This window comes from Nonomuraea solani, from assembly GCF_900108335.1.
GTDB classification, from domain to species: Bacteria; Actinomycetota; Actinomycetes; order Streptosporangiales; family Streptosporangiaceae; genus Nonomuraea; species Nonomuraea solani.
The window spans coordinates 56,412-80,493 of record NZ_FNVT01000029.1; the positions used below are offsets into that span (position 1 = coordinate 56,412).

27 protein-coding genes and 1 pseudogene are annotated in these 24,082 nt (G+C 70.1%); 11 read left to right on the top strand and 17 right to left on the bottom strand.

Annotated features, from left to right (window positions below; genetic code table 11):
* Positions 1 to 64 precede the first annotated feature (64 nt).
* Both C4V41_RS53335 and C4V41_RS53340 read left to right on the top strand, forming a co-directional pair.
* Positions 65 to 1,051 (top strand): sensor histidine kinase, encoded by a 987-nt coding sequence (locus C4V41_RS53335; RefSeq protein ID WP_146104165.1) that lies wholly within the window; start codon positions 65 to 67, stop codon positions 1,049 to 1,051.
* Between the two features lie 5 nt (positions 1,052 to 1,056).
* Positions 1,057 to 1,683 (top strand): response regulator transcription factor, encoded by a 627-nt coding sequence (locus C4V41_RS53340; RefSeq protein ID WP_327537519.1) that lies wholly within the window; start codon positions 1,057 to 1,059, stop codon positions 1,681 to 1,683.
* 78 nt (positions 1,684 to 1,761) lie between these two features.
* Here the strand turns inward: C4V41_RS53340 and C4V41_RS66320 are convergent.
* Positions 1,762 to 2,064, bottom strand: a pseudogene (locus tag C4V41_RS66320) (hypothetical protein); the annotation flags it as partial.
* Between C4V41_RS66320 and C4V41_RS53350 the strand changes: the two are divergent.
* Positions 2,063 to 2,632 carry a class I SAM-dependent methyltransferase gene (locus tag C4V41_RS53350; RefSeq protein WP_103963746.1) on the top strand — a complete coding sequence of 190 codons (570 nt, stop codon included), beginning with the start codon at positions 2,063 to 2,065 and terminating at the stop codon, positions 2,630 to 2,632. The pseudogene C4V41_RS66320 and the gene C4V41_RS53350 sit on opposite strands and share 2 nt — an antisense overlap.
* Here the strand turns inward: C4V41_RS53350 and C4V41_RS53355 are convergent.
* Together C4V41_RS53355 and C4V41_RS53360 are read right to left on the bottom strand one after the other, a co-directional pair.
* Positions 2,629 to 3,378 carry a hypothetical protein gene (locus C4V41_RS53355; RefSeq protein WP_146104166.1) on the bottom strand — a complete coding sequence of 250 codons (750 nt, stop codon included), beginning with the start codon at positions 3,376 to 3,378 and terminating at the stop codon, positions 2,629 to 2,631. The two genes, C4V41_RS53350 and C4V41_RS53355, sit on opposite strands and share 4 nt — an antisense overlap.
* Before the next feature lie 125 nt (positions 3,379 to 3,503).
* Entirely contained in the window at positions 3,504 to 3,998 is a 495-nt protein-coding gene (locus C4V41_RS53360; RefSeq protein WP_235030947.1) for a hypothetical protein, read from the bottom strand.
* Positions 3,999 to 4,234: 236 nt separating this feature from the next.
* Between C4V41_RS53360 and C4V41_RS53365 the strand changes: the two genes are divergently transcribed.
* Entirely contained in the window at positions 4,235 to 5,053 is an 819-nt protein-coding gene (locus C4V41_RS53365) for a hypothetical protein (RefSeq protein ID WP_103963748.1), read from the top strand.
* Between the two features lie 48 nt (positions 5,054 to 5,101).
* On the opposite strand, the gene C4V41_RS53370 is transcribed toward C4V41_RS53365, so the two are convergent.
* From C4V41_RS53370 to C4V41_RS53385, 4 genes are all read right to left on the bottom strand, one after another.
* On the bottom strand, positions 5,102 to 6,580 hold the full coding sequence (locus C4V41_RS53370; protein WP_103963749.1) for a hypothetical protein: 1,479 nt from the start codon (positions 6,578 to 6,580) through the stop codon (positions 5,102 to 5,104).
* A gap of 90 nt (positions 6,581 to 6,670) precedes the next feature.
* Positions 6,671 to 7,231 carry a TetR/AcrR family transcriptional regulator gene (locus C4V41_RS53375; RefSeq protein ID WP_103963750.1) on the bottom strand — a complete coding sequence of 187 codons (561 nt, stop codon included), beginning with the start codon at positions 7,229 to 7,231 and terminating at the stop codon, positions 6,671 to 6,673.
* A gap of 73 nt (positions 7,232 to 7,304) precedes the next feature.
* A complete protein-coding gene (gene lpdA, locus C4V41_RS53380) occupies positions 7,305 to 8,684 on the bottom strand; it encodes a dihydrolipoyl dehydrogenase (protein ID WP_103963751.1) in 1,380 nt (459 codons plus the stop codon).
* Between the two features lie 39 nt (positions 8,685 to 8,723).
* Positions 8,724 to 9,098 (bottom strand): tautomerase family protein, encoded by a 375-nt coding sequence (locus C4V41_RS53385; RefSeq protein WP_103963752.1) that lies wholly within the window; start codon positions 9,096 to 9,098, stop codon positions 8,724 to 8,726.
* Between the two features lie 18 nt (positions 9,099 to 9,116).
* Here C4V41_RS53385 and C4V41_RS53390 point away from each other — a divergent pair, with 18 nt between their 5' ends.
* From C4V41_RS53390 to C4V41_RS53400, 3 genes are read left to right on the top strand one after another with little or no spacing between them, the layout of a single operon-like run.
* Positions 9,117 to 9,767 (top strand): response regulator, encoded by a 651-nt coding sequence (locus C4V41_RS53390; RefSeq protein WP_103963753.1) that lies wholly within the window; start codon positions 9,117 to 9,119, stop codon positions 9,765 to 9,767.
* 6 nt (positions 9,768 to 9,773) lie between these two features.
* Complete coding sequence (locus C4V41_RS53395; protein ID WP_103963754.1) at positions 9,774 to 10,826, top strand: quinone-dependent dihydroorotate dehydrogenase; 1,053 nt, start codon at positions 9,774 to 9,776, stop codon at positions 10,824 to 10,826.
* Positions 10,827 to 10,841: 15 nt separating this feature from the next.
* A complete protein-coding gene (locus C4V41_RS53400) occupies positions 10,842 to 11,393 on the top strand; it encodes a GNAT family N-acetyltransferase (protein ID WP_103963755.1) in 552 nt (183 codons plus the stop codon).
* A 1-nt stretch (position 11,394) separates the two neighbouring features.
* Here the strand turns inward: C4V41_RS53400 and C4V41_RS53405 are convergent, their stop codons facing one another.
* The 4 genes from C4V41_RS53405 to C4V41_RS53420 form a co-directional block, all read right to left on the bottom strand.
* Entirely contained in the window at positions 11,395 to 12,987 is a 1,593-nt protein-coding gene (locus C4V41_RS53405; RefSeq protein ID WP_103963756.1) for a beta-N-acetylhexosaminidase, read from the bottom strand.
* Positions 12,984 to 13,808, bottom strand: a complete 825-nt coding sequence (locus C4V41_RS53410; protein ID WP_103963757.1) for an N-acetylmuramoyl-L-alanine amidase — start codon at positions 13,806 to 13,808, stop codon at positions 12,984 to 12,986. Before C4V41_RS53410 ends, C4V41_RS53405 begins: the two co-directional genes overlap by 4 nt.
* 68 nt (positions 13,809 to 13,876) lie before the next feature.
* On the bottom strand, positions 13,877 to 14,125 hold the full coding sequence (locus tag C4V41_RS53415; RefSeq protein WP_103963758.1) for a hypothetical protein: 249 nt from the start codon (positions 14,123 to 14,125) through the stop codon (positions 13,877 to 13,879).
* Between the two features lie 118 nt (positions 14,126 to 14,243).
* Positions 14,244 to 15,293, bottom strand: coding sequence for a LacI family DNA-binding transcriptional regulator (locus C4V41_RS53420; protein ID WP_268808909.1), 1,050 nt, complete (start codon positions 15,291 to 15,293; stop codon positions 14,244 to 14,246).
* Positions 15,294 to 15,514: 221 nt separating this feature from the next.
* Between C4V41_RS53420 and C4V41_RS53425 the strand changes: the two genes are divergently transcribed.
* Positions 15,515 to 16,111, top strand: coding sequence for a TetR/AcrR family transcriptional regulator (locus C4V41_RS53425; RefSeq protein ID WP_235030949.1), 597 nt, complete (start codon positions 15,515 to 15,517; stop codon positions 16,109 to 16,111).
* A 131-nt stretch (positions 16,112 to 16,242) separates the two neighbouring features.
* Here C4V41_RS53425 and bldC read toward each other — a convergent pair whose 3' ends face one another.
* Both bldC and C4V41_RS53435 read right to left on the bottom strand, forming a co-directional pair.
* Positions 16,243 to 16,446 carry a developmental transcriptional regulator BldC gene (bldC, locus tag C4V41_RS53430; protein WP_013133571.1) on the bottom strand — a complete coding sequence of 68 codons (204 nt, stop codon included), beginning with the start codon at positions 16,444 to 16,446 and terminating at the stop codon, positions 16,243 to 16,245.
* A gap of 322 nt (positions 16,447 to 16,768) precedes the next feature.
* Entirely contained in the window at positions 16,769 to 17,632 is an 864-nt protein-coding gene (locus C4V41_RS53435; RefSeq protein WP_103963760.1) for a hypothetical protein, read from the bottom strand.
* 107 nt (positions 17,633 to 17,739) lie between these two features.
* On the opposite strand from C4V41_RS53435, the gene C4V41_RS53440 reads away from it, so the two are divergent.
* Both C4V41_RS53440 and C4V41_RS53445 read left to right on the top strand, forming a co-directional pair.
* Positions 17,740 to 18,819 carry a Leu/Phe/Val dehydrogenase gene (locus C4V41_RS53440; RefSeq protein WP_235030950.1) on the top strand — a complete coding sequence of 360 codons (1,080 nt, stop codon included), beginning with the start codon at positions 17,740 to 17,742 and terminating at the stop codon, positions 18,817 to 18,819.
* A gap of 151 nt (positions 18,820 to 18,970) precedes the next feature.
* Positions 18,971 to 19,201, top strand: coding sequence for a DUF3073 domain-containing protein (locus tag C4V41_RS53445; RefSeq protein ID WP_103963803.1), 231 nt, complete (start codon positions 18,971 to 18,973; stop codon positions 19,199 to 19,201).
* 93 nt (positions 19,202 to 19,294) lie between these two features.
* Here C4V41_RS53445 and C4V41_RS53450 read toward each other — a convergent pair whose 3' ends face one another.
* A complete protein-coding gene (locus C4V41_RS53450) occupies positions 19,295 to 20,131 on the bottom strand; it encodes an alpha/beta fold hydrolase (protein WP_103963762.1) in 837 nt (278 codons plus the stop codon).
* 82 nt (positions 20,132 to 20,213) lie between these two features.
* Between C4V41_RS53450 and C4V41_RS53455 the strand changes: the two genes are divergently transcribed.
* Positions 20,214 to 20,762, top strand: coding sequence for a CGNR zinc finger domain-containing protein (locus C4V41_RS53455; protein WP_200824872.1), 549 nt, complete (start codon positions 20,214 to 20,216; stop codon positions 20,760 to 20,762).
* Positions 20,763 to 20,814: 52 nt separating this feature from the next.
* Here C4V41_RS53455 and purM read toward each other — a convergent pair whose 3' ends face one another.
* From purM to C4V41_RS53470, 3 genes are read right to left on the bottom strand one after another with little or no spacing between them, the layout of a single operon-like run.
* Positions 20,815 to 21,840, bottom strand: coding sequence for a phosphoribosylformylglycinamidine cyclo-ligase (gene purM / locus C4V41_RS53460; protein WP_103963764.1), 1,026 nt, complete (start codon positions 21,838 to 21,840; stop codon positions 20,815 to 20,817).
* Positions 21,837 to 23,273 carry an amidophosphoribosyltransferase gene (gene purF / locus C4V41_RS53465; protein ID WP_103963765.1) on the bottom strand — a complete coding sequence of 479 codons (1,437 nt, stop codon included), beginning with the start codon at positions 23,271 to 23,273 and terminating at the stop codon, positions 21,837 to 21,839. Before purF ends, purM begins: the two co-directional genes overlap by 4 nt.
* 51 nt (positions 23,274 to 23,324) lie before the next feature.
* Positions 23,325 to 24,071 carry an SDR family NAD(P)-dependent oxidoreductase gene (locus C4V41_RS53470; protein ID WP_103963766.1) on the bottom strand — a complete coding sequence of 249 codons (747 nt, stop codon included), beginning with the start codon at positions 24,069 to 24,071 and terminating at the stop codon, positions 23,325 to 23,327.
* Positions 24,072 to 24,082 lie beyond the last annotated feature (11 nt).

A 24,082-nucleotide genomic window follows, 5' to 3' on the forward strand; every position in this document is an offset into this window, starting at 1 on the left:
GGTCCGCTCTGCCTCCGGAAGTAGCCGTCTTTGTCCACGAAAGTTGATGAGTAGGGTGTGGCGCATGGCGTGGTTCGCGCGGGTTGTGGCGGTCGTGATCGCCGATGCGACGCTGTTGTGGCTGGACGGGATGGCTTTCGCCGGATACGCCGTGCTGACGGCGCTCGCCATGACGGCCGCCCGCCGGCTGCCCCTCGCCGCGTTCTTGGCCGCCGTGACCATGGCGTTGTTCACCGGCGGGTCGTACGCGCTGCTGGTCTGCACCGCGTACGAGGCCGGGCAGCGCATCTCCACGCGCAGGGACGTGGTGGTGATCGCCGGCGCGGTGGTGGCGCACCTGGGCGTGCTGCTGATGGCGGCGGAGCGATCGCTGATCGCGGACGAGCCGGTCGGCGTGCTGGCCCGGGTCGGGGTTCTCACGGTGCTGCCGGTGATGGCCGGGCGCTACCTCGCCCAGCAGCGCGAGCTGACCGCCGCCAGGGAGCGGCTGCGCATCGCACGCGACATGCACGACTCGCTCGGCCACCTGCTCAGCCTGGTGTCGGTGCGGGCGGCGGAGCTGGAGGTCGGGCCGTTGCCGCCCGAGCAGCGGCGGGCCGTACGCGGCCTGGCGGGCGCGGCGCGGGCCGCCGTCGCCGAGCTGCACCAGGTGGTGGGCGCCCTGCGGCACACCGGCGGGCCCGGCCTGGCGGACGTCGATGAGCTGGTCGAACGGTTCCGGGCGGCGGGCGGCGAGGTCACGTTCGAACGGATCGGGCCGGCCGCGCCGCTGACCGGCGAGTCCGCCTACCGGGTCGTCCAGGAAGGGCTGACGAACGCGGCCAAGCACGCTCCCGGCGCGCCGGTCCGCGTGTCGCTCGACTGGCAGCCCGACGCCCTCCTCGTCACCGTGGTGACGCCGGGCGCGCGCTCGGGGAGCGCGGGCGGGCACGGCCTTGCCGGGCTGGCCGAGCGGGTGCGCGAGGAGGGCGGGTTGCTGCGGGTGCACGACGAGCCGCACGAGTTCCGGCTGGTCGCGATGCTGCCGGTCCAGGTGGGGGCGGCCGCTTGATCAGGGTGCTGATCGCGGACGACGAGCCGCTCATCACGGCGGGCATCAGGACCGTGCTGGAGTCGGCCGGGGACATCGAGGTGGTGGCGGGCGCGGCGAACGGGCGCGAGGCCGTGGCGGCCGCCCGCCGGCACCGCGTGGACGTGGCGCTGCTCGACATCTCGATGCCGGTGCTGGACGGGCTGGCCGCGGCGGCTCAGTTGGGCGGGCCGCGGGTGGTGATGCTCACGGCGTTCGGGGACGAGGAGAACGTACGGCGAGCCCTCCAACAAGGCGTTTCCGGATTTGTCCTGAAAAGTTGCGACCCCGACGAGCTCATTCGCGCCGTCCGGGCCGCCCACGCCGGGCAGGCGTACCTCTCCCCGGCCGTGACGCGGCACGTCCTCGGCATGGTCTCCTTCGGCGGCGGCGACCGCGCCCGGGAGGCGGACCGGCGGCTGTCCGTCCTGACGCCCCGGGAGCGCGAGGTGCTCACCCACGTGGCCGAGGGGTTGTCCAACGCGGAGGTGGGCAGGCGGGTCCACATGAGCGAGGCCACGGTCAAGACGTACGTGAGCCGCGTCCTGGCCAAGCTCGGCTGCGCGAACCGCGTACAGGCCGCACTCCTGCTCAGAGACGCCGCCCAGGACTGACCGTGTACGCCCACCACAGCTCATCGCCACGACCATGACCGCCGCGAACGCGTCCACCCGCAGGTCCCGTTCGAGGCTCGCGGCCAGCCGAGCCGCGAAGAAGCGGCGTACCACGGCCATGGAGAAGCGGGCGAGTGCGAGGACGAGCAGCAGGGTCAGCCAGGGCGGCAGCGCCTGCCGCCCGGTCATCAGGACGTGGTCGACGATCTGGCGGAGCACCAGGGGAGACAGGACGTTGAGCGCGCCGGTGACGGCGGAGAGCGCCAGCCCGATGGCCGCGCGCCGGTCTCTGATCGTGGATAAGAGCATGAAAAGCAGAAATGCCCGGCCGTGTACGGCCGAGCTGTGATCATTATATCGGGTAACGGGAAGGTGGAACATGGCTTTCGATCACAACGACCACTACCACCGGGCACTGCTGCGCCTCGCCCCCCGCGACGGGAAGGCGCTGGACGTCGGGTGCGGGACCGGGCGGTTCGCGCGGCGGCTCGCGGCGCGCGGGCTGGAGGTCGACGCGGTGGACCCGGCCCCGGAGGTGATCGAGGCCGCCGCCCCCGCACCCGGCGTCCGCTACCTCCATGCCGACATCACGGACATGGAGCTGCCCCAGGGCCATTACGCCTACATCTCGTGCCTGGCGAGCATCCACCACGTGCCGTTCGGCACCGTCGCCGCGCTGCGGGACGCGCTGGCGCCCGGCGGCGTGCTGGCCATCCTCGGCTGCTACCCCGAGCGGACGGTCACGGACTACGCCTGGAGCGCCGTCGCCATCCCGGTGAACGCGGCCGCCCGGCTCGCGAACTCCGGCCGTGGCACCGCGAGCCCCGCCCCGGTGCGGCAGCCCGAGATGTCCCTGGAGGAGATCAGGCAGGAGGCCGGCGTGCTCCTGCCTGGATCAACTCTCCGCCGCCTGCTCTTCTGGCGGTACCTGCTCGTCTATCGCCGCTAGTTGTAGCGGTACAGCCTGGTGGCCTTGCGCCGGCCGTGGTCGAACACCGAGGCCCGGTACATGCTGATCGACAGCTCGCCGTGCTCGGCCTTGCCGCACGTGTTCAGCCCGGCGAGCTGGTGGATCTCGAAGCGGGCCGTCGGGTCGCCGCCCACGAAGTACTCGGCGCGGGCCTGGTACTCGTCGGCCTTGGTGTCGCAGGCGTACACGACCGTCTTGCGCTCGGAGAAGCAGGTGCTGGCGGCGGCCTTCGTCGAGGTGCACACCTTCGATTTGGCCTGGGCCGTGGCCGGGGTGGTGCGGGTGTCGCGCTTGACCGGGTACTTGGCGACGTTCTGGACCGTCTTCCAGCGGCCGTACTTCACGCGGTGGCCGCCCCGGTAGAGGGAGGCGCGGAAGGTCACGGTCTTGCCGATCTCGCGGTTGCCGCGTACCTCGCCGTTGCGGGCGAGGTTGTGGATGACGTACTTGGTGCCCAGGTAGCCGTTCAGGTAGTACTCGACCGCCGGGTGGAGCTTGTCGTCGGCGGTGTCCTCGACCGTGATGCCCGGCCGGTCGCTCCCGTCGGGGCCCACGCACACCTCGGCGCCCTTGAGCCGGGCGCACGTGGGATCGGCGGCGGCCTCCTCCGTGGCGGTCGTCGGAGCCGAGACGGGGACCGCCGTCGGAACGGCGGCCACGGACGCCGGGCGAGGCCCGACCTCGGCCGCCGCCCCGTCGATGCTGAGCGCGGTGGCCACCAACATGGCCGTCGCGATGAATGTGCGCTTTAACGCCACTCGGACCTCACCAGCCTCGTTTGTCACACTGCTTTGCCTGGGTGTGACGCGGAAAATGGGAGAAAGGTTCCGATCGGTTCAGCGCCCGTTCATCAAGAAGCCGGTTTCGCCTTCGATATCAAGCTGGCCAGCAGCAGGAGCAGCGAACTCTGGGCCAGCATGCCGGGCGCCAGCGGCGGCGCGTTTCCGACCGACTTCGTGAGCGCCTGCCACCACTGCGACAGGGGCGAGAGCGTGTCCCAGGCCGGGTCCATGGCGCCCATGCCGTGGTTGACGGACACGTGCATGAAGACGCCGTACGCCGAGGCGAGCAGCACGACGCCGGCCAGTGCCCGGACCACCGTCACCACCCGACCGGAGTCGCGCAGGGCGAGCAGGGCGAGCGCGGCCACCAGCAGCGCCACGGCGAACCAGGGGATGAGCTGCGTGAAGCTCTGCCAGTGACGTTCGAAGGCGAGCTCGAGTGCGGCGCCGCCGATGCCGATCGCGACCAGCGCCAGGAGCCCGAGGCGCAGCACGCCGGGGCCGGCCGGGGCGAGCCGGCGATGGTTCGGGCGAGCAGCGGTGCGAGGGGGAGTTGAGGTCATGCGGGACCACCGTCCGGATGCGAGGTCTCTTAGTCGCCTCCAAGTTCTCCGGACATCCTTGGAGAAACCTCAGCGAAGTCTGAAGATCTCGTGAGAACTGGCGCTGCACGACATCTTCACGACATTCGCACACCAACCTGGTGGAACGGTACGAGTCCACAGGGTGTGCTCGAAAGGCCCTGGCGTTCCACCGGCGGCGCGTTGAGAGTGGTGCCATAAGAAGGTGGGTGTGCGTGGTGACGAACTGGATTGACGAGCCCATCGTGGATCCCGGCGTGCCGGAGCGGGACAGATGGCGCATCATCGGCGCGTCCGGGCTCCTGCTCGGCCGCCCGGACCCCGAACCGCCCCCCTGGGTCCGCCACCTGTTCGCCGTGGGCGCGGCCGGGGCGGCCGCGATCGGAGGGGTGCTGAGCGTCGCGGCGATCGGCACCGGCCACGAGTCCGCCGGGCTCGCCGCCCTGATGGTCTTCCTGACCGCCGTGCTGTTCATCGGCGTCGCCCGGCCCAGCACGGGCCAGCGCCTGGCCACCCGGTACGCCGGTCACTACGTCATCCCCGCCCAGCTCGACGACCCCGCCCTCGACCTGCTGACCAGGGCCAGAAAGGCGATCCAGGACGTCACCGCGTCCCGCGTGCACCGCCTGGGCCTCCTGGACGGCATCGCCAACGACGTCGTGCTGCCCGAGCGCCTCTGGGACGTCGCCCGCCTCGTACGCACCCATGCCGACCTGCGCGTGGAGCAGGCCGAGGCGCTGGCCGAGCTCATGACCCCCGAGTTGGCCGCCGTCCTCGAACCCCAGCAGGAGGCCCTGCGCCGCTCGGTGGCGGCGGTCACCGAACGGGTGTGGGAGCTGGAGGTGTACGCCTCCCGGGTGCGCGCGGCCGATTCGGCGCTGCGGGCGAGCGAACTGCAGAAGAGCAACGACAAGTATCGCGACCTGTTGGCCCAGACGGGCGACACCGAGGGCCTGCGCGCCCTGACCGACCAGGCCGACGCCCTCACCACGACCCTGCGCGAGGCGATAGCCGCCGGCCAGACCCTCAGCCTCTAGCCTTGTGAATATCCGCGGCCTTCCAGAGAGCCTCTTTCTACAGAGACCTCAGAAGTCCCGCCACTCGTCGAACCACGAGCCCGCCTCCGCGTCCGGCACCCCGGCCCGCTCCGCCAGCCCCATGAAGGCCTCGTAAGCCTCCTCCCGCAGCGTGGTGTCGATCATCCCGTGCCGTAACTCGATCGCGTTGAGCCCCTGGACGAACTCCCGCAAAATCCCCCGTGCATCGGCCACGGCGGCCGGATCGTCGGCGTCCAGCCCTGCGATGGTCTGATCCGCCGTCGCATAGGCCCGGCAAGCCGCCGCACCGCCCCGCTTGTGCTCGTCCACCCAGTTACGCAGTGGATTGTCGATGTTGACCACCAGCCACTTGTCCGACTTCGCCCCGCTGAGCCGCACCACCACCCCGCTGCCCTTGTAACGCCGCCGGATCGGCCGGACCTGGCTGCTCCTCAGGCAGTCGACGTCGAGCCGCCGCAGCGGCCCCTCGGGCGAGGGCAACATCCCGGCCTCGACCCCGTAGGCGTCGGTCAGCTCCACCGTGTGCAGCCGCGAGAACGCCCCGAGCCCGCCGAGGGCTCCATATGCCCCGGTCCACCGCACCCGCAACCGCTCCAACTCCCCAAGGGCCGGCACCACCAAGTCACCCGCCCCTGCCAACTCCAGCTCACGCACCCCGCGCAACCCATCGGGCACCGTGCCTTGAGCGTCGGTCCACCGCCCGTCGGACATCCCGCTCCCGGTGACGGCCAGGGCCACCCACCGGCCGTCCGCGTTCGCCGTCACGGACTCCGGCAACCCGGCGCCGAACCGCAGCAACGTCAGCTCCGGCGGCAGCACGAGGCGGCGCGGCGCCCGGCCGGGGAAGACCAGCCCGGTCAGCCCGGTCTCGCTCACATCGACCTCGTCTGGCGGGTCATCCCAGGTCAGCGCCGTGATGATGGGCCGGCTCGCCAGCGCCCGCACGAGCCCCCGCTCGGAGCCCGCCCAGCCCAACGCCGTGACCTGCGGCAACGCGTCCAGCCCGGCCCAGCGCACCTCGCCCCGATGCTCCCGCAGGTCAAGCCGGGCCAGACGCCCGGGCCGGCGCGTGGGCGGACCGCCGAGGTCTCCCCCGAGATCGACCTCGACCTGCCGGGCGGACGCGCCCTTGTACGCCGCCTTGGCCGCGGCGCCCACCCGCAGGTCCCAGTGCCGCTGCAGGACGACCTGGAAGACCAGGTTGGCCCAGGCCGCGTAGGAGTCGCCCTCGCGCGGCAGGTCCGGATGCAGCGGCAACGCGCCCAGGGGCACGAAGTCGGCGGGAGGAGGATCGTCCACCAGAGTGGGCTGCGGCCCGCCCGTCCAGCTGTGGTGATCGACGAGCAGCGGCCCGGCGCCGCGCAGGTCGCCGAGCGCGGGCAGCGTCTCGGAGTGCCAGTCGAGCGCGCACACCAGCAGCAGACCGTCACGCGTCCCGGTCACCTGGCACGCGCCGAAACCGCCCAGCGGCAGCGGCATGGCCAGGACGTCACCCAACTCGAGCATGTCCGGGAGGCTAGCAACCGCCTCCGACAACTCAGAGCGACCGCCTGTGACAGGGCCTGTGACAGGGCCGGAGGCAGGCAGGGCGACCGGCTATGGGCAGCCGGGGCGCGTCGCCCGGTCGAAGATCTCGACGAGCTCGTCCGCCCCCGCCCCCGGATCCTCCCGCCCCGCCACACCATCGATGGAGGCCCGCAACACCGCGCTCATCAGCTCAGGATCGAACGCCCGGAAAGCCCCGGCCCGCTGCCCGCCCTCGAACAGCCCCGCCAGCCACCCGTCCACCACCTGCTCACGGGCGTTGCAGTCGATCTGCCGCCGCGCCCGCGCGTACTCGGGCCGGGCGGCGGCGAAGTCCAGGCTCGCCCTGATGTACGCCTCCAGCCGCCCCCGATCCCCCCGAGCCGCCGCCACGGCAGGCCGTACGAACGCCGCCACCTCCTCGGCCACCACCCGCGTCACGGTCGCGAGCAGATCCGCCTTGCCCGCGAAGTGGTAGGAGATCAGCCGCTTGCTGCTCAGCCCGGCATGCTCGCAGATCGCCTCAAATGTGGTCCCCGCGTAACCGCGCCGCGCCAGCACGGCGATCGTGGCCGCCGCGATCTGGGTTCTGCGCGCCTCGGAGGACGAGAGACGCCTCGCGGGGATCTCCATTCACACCAGACTGCCACGTCTGGCGACAAAGCACCTCCACCCGGACTTACTCAAAGGGATAAGAATCCGCAAACTACATGTTGATCATGTGTCCGGCGAGGCCGTGGATCGCCTCCTTGACCGCCTCCCCGAGCGTCGGGTGCGCGTGCACGTTGCGCGCGACCTCGTGCACGGTCAGGTCCCACTGCTGCGCCAGGGTCAGCTCCGGCAGCAGCTCGGTCACCTCGGGACCGATCAGGTGCGCGCCGAGCAGCTCACCGTGCGTGTTGTCGCTCACGATCTTCACGAAGCCGGCCGTGTCGCCCAGGCCGTGCGCCTTGCCGTTCGCCGTGAACGGGAACTTGGCCACCTTCACGTCATAGCCCAGGTCACGGGCCTGCGCCTCGGTGTAGCCGAAGCTCGCCACCTGCGGCTGGCAGTATGTCGCCCGCGGGATCATCACGTAGTCGAGCTCCATGGTCTCCGCGTCGGCGATCGTCTCGGCGGCGATGACACCCATGGACTCGGCGGCGTGGGCCAGCATCAGCTTGGCGGTGACGTCGCCGATGGCGTAGATGTGCGGCACGTTCGTCCGGCACCGCCCGTCGACCGCGATCGCGCCCCGGTCGGTCAGCGCCACGCCGGTCTTCTCCAGCCCGTAGCCCTCGACGCGCGGCTGGAACCCGATGGCCTGCATGACCTTGTCGGCTTCCAGCGTCTTCGTCTGGCCGTCGCGCGTGACGGTGACCTTGACGGAGGAGCCGGTGTCCTCGATGCCGTCGACGCGGGTCGAGGTCAGCACCTCGATGCCGAGCCGCTTGTAGCGCTTGGCCAGCTCGGCCGACACCTCCTCGTCCTCCAGCGGCACGACGCGGTCGAGGAACTCCACGATGGTGACCTTGACGCCGTAGTTGTGCAGCACGTACGCGAACTCCACGCCGATCGCGCCCGCGCCCGCGATGATGATGCTGCGCGGCAACTCCTCGGTGAGAATCTGCTCCTCGTACGTCACCACCCGCTCCGACAACCGCGTGTTCGGGATCAGCCTGGTGGTGGCCCCGGCGGCGATGATGCAGTTGGCGAACGTGATCGTCTCGCCGTTCACCTGGATCGTGTTCGCGTCGAGGAACGTGCCGCGGCCGTCGTACTCGGTGATGGCGTTCTTCTTCATCAGGTAGTGAACGCCCTTGACCCGCCCGTCGGCCACCTTGCGGCTGCGCTGGAAGGCCGCGCCGTAGTCGAAGGTGACCTCGCCGCTGATGCCGAAGGTCTTGGCCTCGTTGTGGAAGATGTGGGCCAGCTCGGCGTTGCGCAGTAGCGCCTTGGACGGGATACAGCCCACGTTCAGGCAGACGCCACCCCAGTACTTCTCCTCGACGACCGCGGCGCGGAGCCCGAGCTGGGCGGCGCGGACCGCGGCCGTATATCCTCCTGGACCCGCGCCGAGAACGACGACGTCATAGTGAGTGCTCATGAGTCGGACCATACCGTCCGGCAGTCCTGACCCCCGACGTCAGACCTCCACCTTGTACGGCAGAGTGAGCTCATCTGCGGGAACCCCGCGAATTCCCCAGTTGACCTTGGGCATCTCGATGATCGTGATCTCCACGTCCTCGGGGTCATAGCCCGATTTTTGGTAGATCTCCCGGATCAGCGCTCGCTTGGCGTCGTCGCTGCGGCCCGTGAAGCAGACCACCTCGATGATCAGATAGCGCTCGCTCCGCCCCGGGCACACGAAGTCGTCGGCGTCGAGCAGCAGGAATCGGTGGAACCGCTTGGCCTCCGGCACACCCCACGCGCTCACCAGACACGACTGGATCAGATCGGAGACCTCCCGCCGCCGGCCGGCCCACACGTCTCTCCTGCCGTACACCTTCACCTGCGCCATGCCGTCACTATAGAAGGTGTGATCCGCATCCTCCTGGCCGACGACGAGGCCATGATCAGGGCCGGGGTCCGCGCGATCCTCGCCTCCGACCCCGAGCTGGACGTCGTGGCCGAGGCCGGCGACGGCAGACAGGCCGTGGACCTGGCCATCAGCCACCACCCGGACGTCGCGCTCCTCGACATCCGCATGCCCAGGCTCGACGGCCTGGCCGCCGCGGCCGAGATGCGCAGGGCCGCGCCGGGCACGGCCGTGGTGATGCTGACGACGTTCGGCGAGGACGACTACATCGCCAAGGCGCTCGACATCGGGGCCAGCGGGTTCCTGCTCAAGTCGGGCGACCCGCGCGAGCTCATCGCCGGGATCCACGCGGTGGCCGACGGGGCGGCCTACCTGTCGCCCAAGGTGGCCCAGCGGGTCATCACCCAGCTCGCGGGCGGCCGGATGGCCAGAGGGGCGCTGGCCCGCGACCGCATCGAGGTGCTCACCGAGCGCGAGCGCGAGGTCCTCGCCCTGGTGGGGGCGGGCATGTCCAACGCCGAGATCGCCCGTGAGCTGCTGATCGTGGAGGGCACGGTGAAGGCGTACGTGAGCGCGATCCTCACCCGCCTCGACGTACGCAACCGCGTACAGGCCGCGATCATCGCCCACGAGGCCGGCTTGGTAGCCTGACCCGTGATGTATCGCCTCGTGTTCTCGCAGGTCTTGCGGCGTTTCGACGCCGAGGCCGTGCACCATTTCACCGTGAGCGCCCTCGCGCTCCTCGCGCGGCTGCCGCTGCTCAAGCGGCTGCTGCACCGGGCGTTCGCGCCGCACGACCCGGCCCTGCGCGTGAGCGCGTTCGGCGTGCACTTTCCCGGGCCGCTCGGGCTGGCCGCCGGGTTCGACAAGGACGCCGCGTGCGCCGAGGGCATCGCCGCGCTCGGCTTCTCCCACGTCGAGGTCGGCACCATCACCGCGCACGCCCAGCCCGGCAACCCGCGCCCGCGCCTGTTCCGGCTGGTGGGGGAGCGGGCGGTGATCAACCGGATGGGCTTCAACAACGCCGGTGCCGCCGCCGCGGCCCGCCGGCTGCGCCGCACCCGCGGCGTCCCGGTCGTGGTCGGGGTGAACATCGGCAAGACCAAGGTGGTGCCCGAGTCCGAGGCCACCGCCGACTACGTGGCCGGCGCCAGACGGCTCGCCCGGCTGGCCGACTACCTGGTGGTCAACGTCAGCTCGCCCAACACGCCGGGCCTGCGCAACCTGCAGGCGGTCTCCCTGCTGCGCCCGCTCCTGACCGCCGTCAAGGAGGTCGCCGACGCCACGCCGCGCCGCACCCCGCTGCTGGTCAAGATCGCTCCCGACCTGGCCGACGAGGACGTCGACGCGGTCGCCGAGCTGGCCGTGGAGCTGGGCCTCGACGGGATCATCGCGACCAACACCACGATCAGGCACGGGGGCGAGACCGGCGGCCTGTCGGGCCGCCCGCTGAAGGCCCGCTCCCTGGAGGTCCTGCGGCGCCTGCGCGCCAAGGTCGGCGACCGCCTCACCCTGGTGTCGGCCGGCGGGGTCGAAGACGTGGACGACGTCTGGGAACGCCTCCTGGCCGGCGCCACCCTGGTCCAGGGCTACACGGGCTGGATCTACGGCGGCCCCCTGTGGGCCTCCCGCATCCACCGGCAACTCGCCCGCCGTGTCCGCCGTCACGGCATGAAATCCATCACCGAGGCCATCGGCCGCACCGCCTGACCCTAGGGTGGGACGGTGATCGAAGAAGTAACGCTCGCCGGGAATGTCACCTTGCGCCCGGTGACCGAGCACGACGCCGAGGCCCTGGCGGCCGCCTACATCCGCAACCGCGATCATCTGCGTCCCTGGGAGCCGCGCCGGCCGGCCGAGTTCTTCACGCCGGACGGTCAGGCCCGGCGCCTCAAGGGCCTGCTCGACGAGCAGGCCAGGGGCGGGGCGATGGCGTGGGTGCTGGCCGACGGCGACCAGGTGGTGGGCCGCATGACGCTCAACGGCATCGTCCGCGGCCCCTTCCTCAACGCCAACCTGGGCTACTGGATAGACGCCGGATATCTCGGCCGCGGCCTGGCCACCCGGGGCGTGGTCGAGGTGTGCCGGATGGCCGACCAGGACCTGGGCCTGCACCGGGTCGCGGCCGGCACCCTGCTCGACAACGTGGCCTCCCAGAGCGTCCTGCTCAAGACCGGCTTCGAGTCGTACGGCGTCGCCCCCCGCTACCTGGAGATCGACGGCCGCTGGCAGGACCACCGGATGTTCCAGCGCATCCTCAACGAACGCCCCGCCTGAGTCACACGCTGGGCCGGGTCGACTCCGCGTCGTGCGTCATCGAGTCGATGCGGGCCATCACGTCGGCGACCCGCACCCCGCTCGGCCGGTGCGGGCGCCGCCGCTGCCACGGGTGCGGCCCCGCCGGCGGGCGATACTCCACGCCGAGGGCGTCCAGCCGCCCGTAGTGCTCCGTCAGCCGCTCGCCGAAGCCGGCCGCGGTGGTGCCCGACCAGGCCACCTCCGCGAGCGCGCAGGCCCGCGGCCACAGGCGGTAGTCGACCGTACGGGGGTCCGGCACGCGTTCCGTCCACAACTGCGCCTGCACCCCGATGACGCGGGCGCGTTCCTCGTCCGTCCAGTCTTCGGGCGCCGGACGGAACGCGGCCACGTCCTCGACCGTGATCGCGTCGCCGATGGCCATCGGCTCGTCCGGCGAGGCGGCCTCGGCGTAGTCGAAGTACAGCGGGAAGACCGGCGTCGCCACCACGTCGTGCCCCGCCGCGGCCGCCCGCCGCCCCACGCCCATGCCGCGCCACGGCATCACGATCGTGTCCTGCCGCAGCCCGCCGCTGACGAACGCCTCGTCCCACACCACGGCCCGCGCGCCCCGCTCGGCGAGCGCGTCGGCCAGTCGCCGCAGGAACCACGCCTGCAGGTCGTTGATGGTGGCCAGCCCGAGCGACTCCCGGTACGCGGTGATCTGCGCTGATTCGGCCCAGTGGTCGAGCACGACCTCGTCACCGCCGATGTGCACGTAGGGCGTCTCGCCCAGCGCGCCGATCAGCTCGTCGAAGATCGTGGTCAGGAACTCCACGGTCGGCGGCAGCGGCGACAGGATCGCGGGGGAGATGCCCCACCGGTCGAGTACGTCGTGCGGCTCCCCCGTGGCCCCGAACGCCGGATAGGCCGCCAGGATCGCCGACGCGTGCCCCGGCACGTCGATCTCGGGCACGACCGTGACGTGGCGGGACCGCGCGTAGACCCCGATCTCGGCCAGGTCGTCGAGCGTGTAGTAACCGCCGTGCGGCACCTCGTCGTAGGTGTCGGGCTCGCGGTAGTAGTTGGTCGCCGTACGCGGCCGGTGCGAGGACACCTCGTGCAGCAGCGGATAGGCCCGGCTCTCCACCCGCCACCCCTGGTCGTCCACCAGGTGCAGGTGCAGCCGGTTGAGCTTGTGCGCCGCCATCAGGTCGATCAGGCGGAGAATCTCCCGCTTGGGGGAGAAATGCCGGGCCACGTCCAGATGCAGCCCCCGCCACCCGAACCGCGGCGCGTCCTCCACCCGCGCCCCTGGCACGGGCCACGACGCGCCGGGGGAGAACCGGTAGGAGGCGGCGGGCAGCAACTGGTGCAGCGACTGCGCCGCGTAGAACGCCCCCGCGGGCCCACCGGCAGCGATCTCCACGCCCCGCGAGCCGGTCGTCAGCCGGTACGCCTCCTCGCCCAGCGCGGGATCCCGCCGGACGTCGATCTCGCCTGAGTCGCCGGGACGCAGGTCCAGGCCGGGCAGCGCCGTACGCACGGCATCGACGAGGTCGCCGGACACCGTCGCACCCGAGGTCAGCACACAGGAACCGGAAAGATCATTCAGCAGCGCCGGACGAGGAATCATGATTCGAGATAGTGCTGCAATCCGTTCGACAGCGCCAGAGCGATCCTCTGCCGGAACTTCGGATCCTGGAACTTGGCCGCCTCCGCGGCGTTACGCATGTTGCCGCTCTCGAACAGGACCTTCGGCACCGTGGACAGGTTGAGCCCGCCGATGTCGCTGCGGTAGTTGAGCGCGTCCTTGCCGACGTAGTTGGAGTAGGGCAGCCCGGTGCCCTTCCGGTAGGCGTCGCGGATGGCGATCCCCAGCTTGCTGGAGTCGCCCACGACCTTGGCCACCGGCCCCTTGATCTTCTTGGGCAGGATGATGTGGAAGCCGTGGTTGGCCGCGCCGGAGCCGTCGGCGTGCACCGAGATCGCGGCGTCGGCCTTGGCCCTGTTGCCGATGGCGGCACGCTCGTCGATGCAGGGCCCGACGCCGTTGTTGCTGGTCCTGGTCAGCTTCACGGTGGCACCGCGGGCTTCGAGGATCTTGACCATCCGTTTGGAGACGTCCCACGTGTAGGCGGCTTCGCTGTAACCACTGTTGGTCGCGGTGCCGGTGGTGTCGCATTCCTTCCACTGGGTCATGATGTTGACCTTGCGGTTGATGGCCTTGGGATTGCGGTAGTTCGCGCCGTTGTGGCCGGGGTCGATGACGATGACCTTGCCGTCGAGCGGCTTGGCGTCCGGCGGCGACTGCTTGGCCTGCCCAGCGGTGGAGGGCTGCTCCGCCGTGGTCGCAGGGGCTGCTTGGCCTGCTGCGGCGCCACCAGGGTCGGTGCCGCCGCACGCGGTGGCGATCAGGCCGCAGACGGCGAGGACGGTGACCGGTAGAGCACGCATGCCGTCCAACTTACGACACGGCGGGAGCACAAGCCCGTTTTATGCCGAGCGCGGCGCGTACCCGCGACTCACCACACGCGCTCGCCGACCTCCTGCCGTTCGAGCAGGGCGGCCAGCTCCCGCGCGTCCTCGGCGTCAAGCCCGAGGACGACGCGGGGGCGGCCCCACGGATGGTCGAGCGAGTGGGCGACGTAGCTGGCGACCGATTCCGCGCCGCCATCGGTGCCCCGTCCCCTGCCCGCCCGCCAGTGACCCCAGGCGCGTTCGAGCTCGGCCGCCGCGCGCTGGGCACAGGACACCAGTTCCGGATCACGCATGACTGTTCCCCCGGATCAGACCGTGGCCGGAGATTCCGGCCACAATTAGCATGACCCTGCCGAGTAAACCGCCGTGCGGCCGCGCCTCCACACGGCTTGACCCAGCTTTGGTGTGTTCTTAGGCGGGACCCGTGCTCCGTCGCACGATCAGTTCTGGGCGGACCTCCCGCAGGCGCGCAAGCTTGCCGGGATCTCCGATCCGATCGCTCAGCAGCGCGGCCGCCGACCTCCCCATGGCACGGCGAGGCTGGTCGACCGAGGTGAGCGAAATGTGGTGGGAGGCTGACAGATGGGTGTTGTCGTAGCCGACCACCGAAAGGTCTTCAGGCACACGCAGGCCCAGTTCGCTCGCGGCTGAGAGCACGCCGAGCGCCACCACGTCATTGGCGGCGAAGATCGCCGTGGGCCTGGGGTCGCGGGTCAGCAGCGCGATCGCCGCCTCCCTGCCGCCCTCTTCCGTCGAGTCCGCCGCCTCGACCATGATGTACGGCGCCAGCGAATGCCTGCGCATCGCCACGAGGTAACCCTCGCACCGAGACGATCGCCGGCCCTCGATGTGCGCGATCCGCTTGTGACCGTGTTCGACCAGGTGGTCGATGGCCAGGCGGGCACCGAGCTGGTCGTCGTCACAGACGATGTCGACGCCGTCGAGCTCGATGTCACGTTCCCCTACGACGACCGTCGGGGTGTAGGCGGTGGCCTCGATCAGCGTCTCGCTGGTCGGGGCGATGCCGAGCAGGACCAGCCCGTCGACCCTGAGTTCGAGGAAGGCCTCCACGGCCTCGTCCTCGAACGCCGGATCCCATTGGCTGTTCCCGATCAGCATGCGCAGTCCGTCGCCGTGCAGGCTCTCCTGCAGTCCGTCGAGGAACTCCGCGTAGAACGGGTTGTGCAGGTCGGCGACGAGCGCGCCCACCAGATGTGTACGACCTTCGACGAGGCTCCTCGCCACCGCGTTCGGCCGGTAGCCGAGCTCGCGAGCGGCCTGCAGCACGGCCTGACGCCGGTGCTCGCTCACGTGCGGGGAACCGCGCAGCACGAGTGAGACCAGCGATTTGGACACGCCGGCTCGTTCGGCGACGTTGCGGATGGTCGGTCTGGGCCGAGGCAGCGTATCTACCTCTCTTAGCTCAGTGATGGTTGAAGTGTTGACGGGCGGTCCTGACATGTGTCTCCCCCGCGATGCGGATATGGGCACCTGTCTGACCAAACGATCGAGTTAGCCGCAGGGTACGGCCTCCGTTACGGATTGGCTCAACATCCGTTACGGCGAGGGGGATGTTGACTACAAACCCACACGTCAGCTATTGGCACGACGTCGGATACTGTGCAGGTGTGACACCCGGGAAGTCAGCCGAGACGGCACGGCCGGCGCGGCGCAGGCTCAGCGTGAACCGGCGTCGGGAAGAGCTCATGGCGGCCGCGCTGGAGTTGTTCAGCACGCGCGACGCGGAAGACGTCTCGATCGATGACGTGGCCTCGGCCGCGGGGGCTTCGCGGGCCCTGGTCTACCACTATTTCGGCGGCAAGCAGGAGCTCTACGTGGCCGCGCTGACAAGCGCGGCGGAGCAACTGGAGTCCCGGCTGCGCCCGCACGGGGGCGGGAGCCCGCTCGACGAGCTGGCCTCCGGGCTGCGGCGCTACTTCGACTTCGTCGAGGAGCACGCGGCGGGCTTCGCCGCGCTCCTGCGCGGTGGCCCGGCCAACAGGACCGGCGAGGTGGGCGAGATCGTCGACGGCGTGCGCCGGCGCCTTTTCCGCCTGATCCAGCGGCAAATGGGCGTCGAAGAGCCGAGCCCGGTGCTGCGCACGACCCTGCGGTCGTGGATCGCCCTGGTCGAGACGGCCGGTCTCGACTGGCTGGAGCATCGCGACATCGAGCGACCGAAGCTGGAGAAACTGCTGGTCGATCACATGGTCGCGCTGCTGGGCGTCGCCGCCGCCCATGACGGTGACGTGGCGGGGTTGCTGGAGCGGTTGAGGTGACTCGATGACGATGGGAAGGATGGCGCCGGGCGGGCGGCGCCAGCTTCCCATGCGACGTCATGTCGTCACGTTGGTGGACCGGGCCCGGTGACCTGGTCCACCCATCAAACCCCCCTGACGACCCTTTTTCGCTACTCGGAGCGCTGCTGCGGAATCCCCGCAAGCAGCGCGCGGACCTCGGTCTCCCGGTAACGCCGATGACCGCCGAGGGTACGAATCGACGTCAACTTGCCCGCCTTGGCCCACCGCGTAACGGTCTTGGGGTCGACCCTGAACATGGTCGCGACCTCAGCGGGCGTGAGCAGCGGCTCGGCCTCGGGTGTACGAGCTGACATTTGTGCGGCCTCTCCTCCGTGTGGACCGGCTTAGCGATCCTGTGACTGCCTTTGCGCGTGTCACGGATGTCCCCCTATGGCGCAGAGCGTGCGGCTTTTCTGAGCCATATGCGGCATCACCCGATGTGACCATACCGCCACGCAGAGCGATTGGCGAGCCCTTCTTTGACCCAACTGCCCGCCCCCGTGGCGATGTCACGCTCGGTGATTCTAGCGACACGGTTCGTGGTATCGCAGTGAAAACGGCAAACTACTCAGTTCGCAGAAGAGAGCAGCCGCGAGACGTGACCTACTCATGCAGGTCAGACGGCCGTATTGGGGCTCAGTTGGCAGATTCCAGCTGTTGCATTGACTTCCACCGGAGGATGACCCTCTGGTACATGGCGTAGGCAAGTTCTTCTTGACCCGTGTCCAGGCCCGTCAGAGCCGCGGAAAGCTCCGCCACGGACTGGTCGGCCTGCAGCGCGTCGTCGTCCATGAGGTGCACGAGGCCGCCGTAGTCGAGCTCGACCAGGGAATGCGGGTGGAACTCCTCAAGCCACCTGGCGATGTCCTCGACGTCGAAATTGGCGGCCACGTCGCCCAGGTGCTTGCGCAGCACGTTGAGCGCCCGCGCCGACCGCCTCCTGGCCTGCGCCATGGAGGTCACGTAGATCAAGTTACGCCCTGTAGCGGTGGTCACATCCTGTCCAGGGTTGGCCGACCCGAGCACCAGCCAGCGCTCGTTCCCATCAAACGGCACGAACCACGATGGCGGCACATGCCACGCCGTGGTGCGAATGTGGGTGCGCAAGGCGGCGGAACCGGCCTTCCGCTTGTACCGGTCGAAGTCGTCCGCCGTCTGCTCGGCGACCGCCTTGGGCACAAGGTGATCCATCAACTTCACCGGCGTGGTGCCACGAAGCCGTGAGAACGCCAGCCACGAGCGCAAACGGGTCTGCCATGGGCACACGTACAGACGGTCTTCAACACGCCTGAGATAGGCGTTGGGGCTCTCCTGAGCGGGAACGGGTTGAGGGGGCATGCCGAGGAGGCGCATGACGGACTCGCCGTGCTCCGCATTGAGCGCGTTCGCGCGGCGCGGGCGATCACGTGAGTCGGCGTAGTCGGCCCACACCTTGCGGTCGGACTCGGCGAACGCGGTCAGTGGCTCATAGACACGGAGGTAGGCGGCATAGGGCAGCACGGAGGCATCGTGTCACGAAGCGCACCTGCGTGCACCGTCGAGGCTTACTACTGTGTGAGGTGATCTCCGCCGCAATGGAGCGGTGGACCGGACAGGGAGTCACTACCGTGACCGACGTCTTCGGAGCGTCCCACAAGGACGTCCACGAGCAGGTCGTGTTCTGCGCCGACGAGCAGAGCGGCCTGCGCGCCATCATCGCCATCCACAACACGGCGCTCGGCCCGGCACTCGGGGGCACCAGGTTCTACCCCTACGAGAGCGAGCAGGCGGCCCTCACCGACGTGCTCAACCTGGCCAAGGGCATGGCCTACAAGAACGCGCTGGCCGGCCTCGACCTGGGCGGGGGCAAGGCCGTCATCATCGGCGACCCGGCCCGCGACAAGAGCGAGGCGCTGCTTCGCGCGTACGGCAGATTCGTCCAGTCGCTCGGCGGGCGCTACATCACCGCCTGTGACGTGGGCACCTACAGCGAGGACATGGACATCGTGGCCCGCGAGTCACGCTTCGTGACCGGCCGCACGCTGGCCCACGGCGGGGCCGGCGACTCGTCCATCCTCACGGCGTTCGGCGTGTTCCAGGGCATGCGCGCCTCCGCCGAGGTCGTGTACGGCACGCCGTCGCTGCACGGCAGGCGGGTCGGCGTCGAGGGGGTCGGCAAGGTGGGCCACCGCCTGGTCGAGCTCCTGTACGACGACGGCGCCGAGGTCGTCATCTGTGACGTGGACCCCAGGGCCGTCGAGCGGGTGCGCATGCGCCATCCCCAGGTCGGCGTGGTGGCCGACGCGCGGGCGCTGATGGCGTCCGACATCGACGTCTTCGCCCCGTGTGCGCTGGGCGGCGCGCTCGACGACACGACGGTGGCCGAGCTCCGGGCGAAGATCGTCTGCGGCGCGGCCAACAACCAGCTCGCCCACCCCGGGGTGGAGAAGCAACTCGCCGAGCGCGGCATCCTGTACGCGCCCGACTATGTCGTCAATTCCGGCGGTGTGATCCAGGTCGCGGACGAGATCGAGGGCTTCGACATGGAGCGTGCCAGGTCGAAGGCGACCCAGATCTACCAAACGACTCTGAAGATCTTCGGAATGGCGGCCGATGAGGGCGTTCCTCCTGCCGTCGCAGCGGATAGGCTAGCCGAGCGCAGAATGTCGGAAGTCGGGCGTATAAGGGCCATTTGGCTAGGGCGCTGACGCCCCACGCCCATACGGCGTACCGAGCTGGGCACAAAACAGGTACGGTAATAGGCGAACGATAGGCTGACGCCCAAAGTCAGGCGGCGTCAGTGTGTGGTGCGTTAGCGACGAGGGGTCGGGGACGACCCCACACGAGGGGGTCGAGCCAATGGGGCGCGGCCGAGCAAAGGCCAAGCAGGTCAAGGTTGCTCGCCAGCTGAAGTACAACAGCGGTGGCACGGATCTTGACCGTCTTCGCGACGAACTCGGGGTCGGAGACTCCAGCAGCGATGACGACGCCGACGACCGCAATGACGAGCTGGCGGATCGGTATGCCGATTACGCCGATGACTATGGCGCCGGAGACGACGACGATGGCCGTACGTCCGGCCGCCGATAGGCGTTCTCCAGGTTGACGTGGCCGAGGGCCCGGCGCGGGTGCCGGATCCTCGCTCACGATCGTCGGGCCCCACGGGCAACCGTGGGGCTTTCGTCACGTGTGCTCCCTCCTGCTGAGGAAGTCCGCGATGACCGGTGCGATCTCCGGCAGCTTCTCCTCGAGCGCGAAGTGCCCCGTGTCGAACACGTGCACCTCGGCCTCGGGCACGTCACGCCGGTAGGCGTGCGCGCCCGGCTCGACGAAGATCGCGTCACCCCGCCCCCACAACACCAGCGTGGGCGGCCGATGCTCGCGCAGCCATGCCTGCCAGGCGGGATATCGCTCGACGTTGGACGAGTAGTCCAGGGCGAGCGCGAGCTGCGCCTCCTTGCGGCCGGGCAGCTCCAGGAAGTGCTGGTCGAGCGTCCAGCCGTCGGGCGGGATCAGTGACGGGTCGCTCGTGCCGTCCTCGTACTGGCCGCGCGTGACGGGCAGCGTGAACAACTCCTCGGGCGGCGCCGCGATGGTCCGCCTGGCGACCTCGGACAGCCCTTCGTCGTAGGCGTTGGCGTTCTGCACGATCAGCGCCGAGATCCATTCGGGGTGCCGGGTGGCGATCCGGAAGCCGACGGGGCCGCCGAAGTCGAAGGCGTACAGCACGAACGTCCTCAGCCCGATCTTGGTGACGAACCCTTCGACGACGTCGGCGAGCCGGTCGAAGGAGTAGGTGAACGTGTCAGGCGTGCGCGTGTGGCCGAACCCCGGATAGTCGGGCGCGATCAGTCGATAACGGTCACCGAGTGCGTCCATGAGCCGTCTGTACTGGTGCGACGCGGACGGAAACCCGTGCAGGAGCAGCACCGGAAGCCCGTCGGCGGGGCCGGCCTCCCGGTAGAAGACCTCCACGCCGTCCACGTCCACGTGTCCATGCCTGATGTCAGGGATCTTCATAATGCCTCTTTCGTCTAAAGATGCATTAGTTATAGAGCTTGACGATCTAATGCGTCAACGGGTGGAGGTAGCATTAGGGGTCATGGACTTACTGATGGGCGAGCCTCTGGCACTGGATCTGGTGAACACGCGGTCGGGTAGCGGCTTTGACGCGCTGGACGGTGCGGACGACTTTCAGGCATGGCTGACGGGCCAGTCTCATCGCCTGACCGTCCCGGAGGAGCCCCTCAAACCGTCGGACCTGTCCGCGCTGCGGGCGTTGCGCGCTCACGTGGAAGCGACGCTGGCCGCCATTCGTGAGGCCGCCCCGCCGCCCCCGGAGGCTCTGAAGGCGCTCAACAAGGCTCTCAGGGGCGCGCCGCCGTACCCGTACCTGGAGGCGAGGGGCGCCGTCCTCACCACGGGCACCCGCCGAGCGGGCCCGCCCGTGACCGTCCTGCTCACCGAACTGGCCGAGGCCGCGATGGCCCTGCTGACGGATCCGAACGTGGGCAAGATCCGCTCCTGCGAGGCCCCCGACTGCCGCATGCTCTTCCTGCCGGCCCACCCCCGCCGCCGCTGGTGCTCCCCAGACCTCTGCGGCAACCGCGTCCGCGTCGCCCGCTACTACCAACGCCACAAGCCGACATGACGGCTGGGGCGCAACGCGGGCGGCGGTGTGGCCGCCCGCCGTCAGAAAAGCTCTAGCGGTAGTGGGCCTGGCCGGTGCCGGGGACGATCTCGCCCAGCACCCAGGTGTCCACCCCGCGCCCCCGGAGCACCCGGATCGCCTCGTCGGCCGAGTCGGCCGACACCACGGCCGCCATCCCGATCCCGAGGTTGAAGGTCCGGTCCATGTCCCGCTGGGCGATCTGCCCGTACGAGGCCAGCAGCCCGAAGATCGGCGGCGGCGTCCAGGACGAGCGGTTCAGGACGGCGTCGAGCCCGGCGGGCAGCGACCGGGACAGGTTGTTCTCGATCCCGCCACCGGTGATGTGCGCGTAGGCGTGCACGTCGACCACCCGCGCCAGCTCCAGGCAGTCCAGCGAGTAGATCCGCGTCGGCTCCAGCAGCTCCTCGCCCAGCGGCCGCCCCAGCTCGGGCAGCACGGTGTCCAGCGACAGCGCGGCCTCGCGCAGCACGTGCCGGACCAGCGAATAGCCGTTGGAGTGCACCCCGGACGACGCCATCCCCAGCACCACGTCGCCCTCGACGACCCGCTCGGGACCCAGCAGCGCGGACGCCTCGACCACGCCGGTGCCGGCGCCCGCGAGGTCGTATTCGTTCGGCCCCATCGCCCCCGGGTGCTCGGCCGTCTCGCCGCCCACCAGGGCGGCCCCGGCCAGGCGGCAGCCCTCGGCGACGCCGCCGACGATCTCCGCGACGAGCTCGGGGACGACCTTCCCGCAGGCGATGTAGTCGGTCATGAACAGCGGCTCGGCCCCCACGACCACCAGGTCGTCGAGGACCATGCCGACCAGGTCGATGCCGATCGTGTCGTGCTTGCCGTACTGCTGGGCGATCATGACCTTGGTGCCGACGCCGTCCGTGGAGGAGGCGAGCAGCGGCCGCTGGTAGCGCAGCAGCGCCGAGACGTCGAACAGCCCCGCGAACCCGCTGGCGTCGTCGACGACCTCCGGCCGCCGGGCGCGCGCCACCTTGTCCTTCATCAGGGTGACCGCCAGCTCGCCGGCCTCGATGTCGACGCCGGCGGCCTCGTACGTACTCACGCCTTGGTCTCCAATACGAACTTGCCCACGTTGTCCTGGTCGATCGGGATGGGGTAGGAGCCGCTGAAGCAGGCCATGCAGAGGCGTTCAGCCGGGATGGTGGTGGCCGCCGTGAGGCCCTCCAGGGAGATGTAGCCGAGCGAGTCGGCCCCCAGCGAGGCCCGGATCTCCTCGACCGAAAGCGAGCCCGCGATCAGCTCGGCCCTGGTGGCGAAGTCGATGCCGTAGAAGCACGGCCAGGCCACGGGCGGCGACGAGATGCGTACGTGCACCTCACGCGCCCCCGCCTCGCGCAGCATCTTGACGATCGCGCGCTGGGTGTTGCCGCGCACGATCGAGTCGTCCACGACGATGAGGCGCTTGCCCTCCACGACCTCGCGCAGCGGGTTGAGCTTGAGCCGGATGCCGAGCTGCCGGATGGTCTGCGAGGGCTGGATGAACGTGCGGCCCACGTAGGAGTTCTTGACCAGCCCCTGCCCGTACGGGATCCCGCTCTCCTGCGCGTAGCCCACGGCGGCGGGCGTGCCGGACTCGGGCGTGGGGATGACCAGGTCGGCCTCCACCGGGTGTTCGCGGGCCAGCGCGCGGCCCATCTCGACCCGGGCGACCTGGAGGCCGCGCCCCGCGATGGTGGTGTCGGGGCGGGCGAGATAGACGTACTCGAACAGACAGCCCTTCGGGTCCGCCAGCGCGAAGCGGCGCGACCTGACGCCGCGCTCGTCGATGGTGAGCATCTCGCCGGGCTCGATCTCCCTGACGAACGTGGCGCCCACGATGTCGAGCGCCGCCGTCTCCGAGGCCACCACCCAGCCGCGCTCCAGGCGGCCCAGGACCATCGGGCGGATGCCCTGTGGGTCACGGGCGGCGTAGAGGGTCTTCTCGTCCATGAACACCAGCGAATAGGCGCCCTTGACCTGCGGGAGCAGCTCGGCGGCGGCGTCTTCGATGGAGCGGGTGCGGTCTTGCGCGAGCAGCGTGGTCAGGACCTCGGTGTCCGTGGTGGCGCGGGTGGAGCCCGGAGCCAGGCGCTGGGCCAGCTCCGGGGTGTTGATGAGGTTGCCGTTGTGGGCGAGCGCGAGCCCGCCGACGTCGGTGGAGCTCAGCGTGGGCTGAGCGTTCTCCCACACGCTGGATCCGGTCGTGGAGTAGCGGCAGTGGCCGATGGCCAGGTGGCCGCGGAGGGTGCCCAGCACCGACTCGTCGAAGACCTGGGCGACGAGGCCCATGTCCTTGTAGACGAGAATGCGGCTGCCCTCGCTGACCGCGATGCCCGCGGACTCCTGGCCGCGGTGCTGCAACGCGTACAGCCCGTAGTAGGTGAGTTTGGAAACTTCCTCGCCTGGGGCCCATACGCCGAAGACGCCACAGGCGTCTTTAGGTGCGCGGTCGTGGGGGTCCAGGTCATGGCCGAGCCGGCCGTCGCCCTTCAGCACATGCCTCAGTCTAGGTCGAGGGCTTCCGTGCTCGCGCACCCGGGGGCGATATCACTGCGCGTGGGCCGACCTGCCGGCGTTGGAGCCGTCGCGGATGATCTCGCCCGTGACGTTGTGGTTCGCCGCCGAACCCAGGAACACGATGAGCGCCGCCATGTCCTCCGCCGTGGACAGCCGGCGGCTCGGCGTGCGGGCCGCGAGCCGGTCGAGTACGTCCTGCGGGATGTGCCGGGGCCCGTCGGTGAGGGTGAGCCCGGCGACGGCCACGTTGACCAGGATGCCGTCGCGGCCGGCCTCCCACGCCAGTGCCCGGGCCATGCCGTGCAGGGCCGCCTTCGCGGTGCCGTACGGGCCCGGCCCCGGCACCCCCTCCTCGGCGATTCCCGACGAGACCAGCACGATCCGCCCGAAACCCTTGCGCCGCATCTCCGGCAGCACCGCCTGGACGAGCAGCGCGTTGCCGGCCACGTTCGCGTGCAGGACGGCCGTCCACTCGGCGGCGGGGACGTCCTCGAACGCGATGCTCCCCGGCATGATCGTGCCCCAGCGCACGGCGTTGGCCACGAGCGCGTCCACGGGCCCCGCCTGCGCGACCGCGGGCCCGATCGTGGCGTGGTCCTCCAGGTCCAGGTGTACGGCCGCCGCCGCGCCGCCCTCCGCCTCGATCCGCTTGACGATCTCGGCCGCCCGGTCCGCGCCCGTGTTGTAGGTGATCGTGACGCGCGCGCCGGTCTTGGCGTACGCGAGCGCGGTGGCGGCGCCGATGCCCGACGAGCCACCGGTGATCAGGACATGCATGGTTCTCCTTG